Origin of the sequence: Streptomyces alkaliphilus (genome assembly GCF_014141535.1) — a bacterium.
GTDB lineage: Bacteria > Actinomycetota > Actinomycetes > Streptomycetales > Streptomycetaceae > Streptomyces > Streptomyces alkaliphilus.
The window spans coordinates 1-2,300 of record NZ_VKHT01000823.1 but is presented as its reverse complement, the minus strand read 5'-3'; the positions used below and the strand labels follow the sequence as shown (position 1 = coordinate 2,300).

2 protein-coding genes are annotated in these 2,300 nt (G+C 76.2%); both read right to left on the bottom strand.

Annotated features, from left to right (window positions below; genetic code table 11):
• Positions 1-152: 152 nt before the first annotated feature.
• Positions 153-1,430 (bottom strand): kynureninase, encoded by a 1,278-nt coding sequence (kynU, locus tag FNQ90_RS20165; protein WP_182607655.1) that lies wholly within the window; start codon positions 1,428-1,430, stop codon positions 153-155.
• Positions 1,423-2,250 (bottom strand): tryptophan 2,3-dioxygenase family protein, encoded by an 828-nt coding sequence (locus tag FNQ90_RS20160; RefSeq protein ID WP_182607656.1) that lies wholly within the window; start codon positions 2,248-2,250, stop codon positions 1,423-1,425. Before FNQ90_RS20160 ends, kynU begins: the two co-directional genes overlap by 8 nt.
• Positions 2,251-2,300: the final 50 nt, after the last annotated feature.

The window sequence follows — 2,300 nt, the reverse complement described above, 5'->3', positions numbered from 1 at the left end:
GACGCTGGGGGCCCCGTGGGGCAGGGTCGCGTCCGGCGGCACCGGGTCGAGGGCGAGCAGCGCGGCGATCTCGGCGGCGTCCCGCCCGCTCTCCGCCGCACCTCCCGCCGGCGGTGCGGCGGGTCCGGCGCCCGGGGCGCCGCCGGCGGGGCTCACGCCCCCGGCCCGTACGAGGACCCCGCCGGGAGGTCGGCGAGGACCTCGGCGAGCACCCGCACCGCGCGGTCGACGTCCGCGAAGGACGTGTACAGCGGGGTGAAGCCGAAGCGCAGCAGGTCCGGGGCTCGGAAGTCGCCGATCACCCCGCGCCGGATCAGCTCCGCCATCACCTCCCGCGCCGCCGGGTGCCGCAGCGAGACCTGGCTGCCGCGCCGCTCGTGCTCCCGGGGCGTCACCGGGGTCACCGTCCCGGCCGGCAGCGTCTCCGCCACCCGGGCGAGGAAGAAGTCGGTCAGCGCCAGGCTCTTGGCCCGCACCTCCGCGATGTCCACGCCCTCCCAGACCTCCAGCGCCGCCTCCAGGGCGAGCATGGAGAGGATGTCCGGGGTGCCGACCCGGCCCCGCGCGACGCCGGGGGCGGGCACGTGCTCCTCGGTCATCGCGAAGGGATCCGCGTGCGAGTTCCACCCCGGCAGCGGGGAGTCGAAGCGCGGCTGGTGCCCGGCCCGGATGTAGAGGAAGGCCGGGGCGCCGGGTCCGCCGTTGAGGTACTTGTACCCGCAGCCCACGGCCAGGTCCACACCGTCGTCGTCCAGCCGGACGGGCAGGGCGCCGGCGCTGTGGCACAGGTCGAGGACGACCAGCGCGCCGGCTGCGTGCAGGCGGTCGGTGACCGCCGCCGCGTCGTACAGCTCGCCGGTCCGGTAGTCCACGTGGTTGACCAGGGCCACGGCGGTGCGCGGGCCGGCGGCGTCGGCGATCGCGGCGGCCGGTACGCGGCGCAGCTCCCGGCCGGTCATCCTGGCCACGGAGGCGGCGAGGTAGCCGTCGGTGGGGAAGGTGTCGCCGTCCACGAGGATCTCCTCGCGCCCCTCCCCCGCCATCCGCACGGCGGCCACCAGCGCCTTGAAGATGTTGACGCCGGTGGAGTCGCCGACCACGACCTGCCCGGGGGCCGCGCCCACCAGCGGGGCGATCCGGTCGCCGACCCGCTCGGGGGCGGTCCACCACCCGGACTCGGTCCACGAGCGGATGCGCAGTTCGCCCCACTCGCGCGCCACGACGTCCGCGAGGCGGGCGGGGACGCCGGCGGGCAGCGCGCCGAGGGAGTTGCCGTCCAGGTAGACGGTGTCGTCGTCGAGGACGAAGCGGTCGCGCAGGCCGGCCAGCGGATCGGCCGCGTCCAGCGCGGCGGCGTCCGGGGTCTCGGATGTGGCGGGTGTCGGGGCGGTCCGCGGGGGATGCACGGGGTTCACCTGTGTCTCAGACATGGCTGCGCGCCGTCCACAGCTCGGGGAACACGGTCCGGCGGGCGCGCTTCTCCAGCCAGGCGACGCCGGCCGAGCCGCCGGTGCCCTGCTTGGCGCCCATCGCCCTCCGGGTGGCGGACAGGTGGTCGTTGCGCCAGCGCCACACCATCTCGGCGACCTCGGTCAACTCCTCGCCGAGCCGCAGCAGCGGGCCGGGGCCGGTCGCCCGCTCCCGCGCCTCGGCGGTGTACACCTCGGTCCAGGCGGCCTCCACCGCCGGGTGCGCCTCGTACGGGCGGGTGCGGTCCCGCTCCAGGACCTCCGTGGGAAGCGGCTCGCGACCGGCCCGCACCCGCTCGCGGGAGAGGAAGGCCAGCGCCTCGTCCCACAGGCTCGGCTCGTGCAGCGCCTTCTCCAACTCGGCGTGCACGCGCGGGGTCCCCCGGTGCGGCACGAGCATCGAGGCGGACTTGTCGCCCAGCAGGAACTCCATCCGCCGGTACATCGCGGACTGGAAGCCGGAGCCCTCGCCGAGCGCGCTGCGGTAGGCGTTGAACCGCGCGGGGGTGAGGTGGGCCAGCGGCTCCCAGGAGGCGTTGAGCGCGGCCAGCTCGCGCCGGGAGCGCTCCAGCGCGGCCAGCGCGGTCGGCAGGTCGTCCCGGCGCAGGGCCGTGGCGGCGGTGGTCCACTCGTGGACGATCACCGTGAACCACAGCTCCATGACCTGGGTGGTGACCAGGAAGACCATCTCGCCGGGGTCGTCGGAGAGCGGTCGCTGGAGGTGGGTGAGCACGTCGGCGCGGACGTAGTCCTCGTACGGCGTGGTGCCGGCGAAGTCCAGGTGCGGGTCGGCGGGGGCGACGTCGGAGGAGCCGGCGGGCTCCCGGGGCT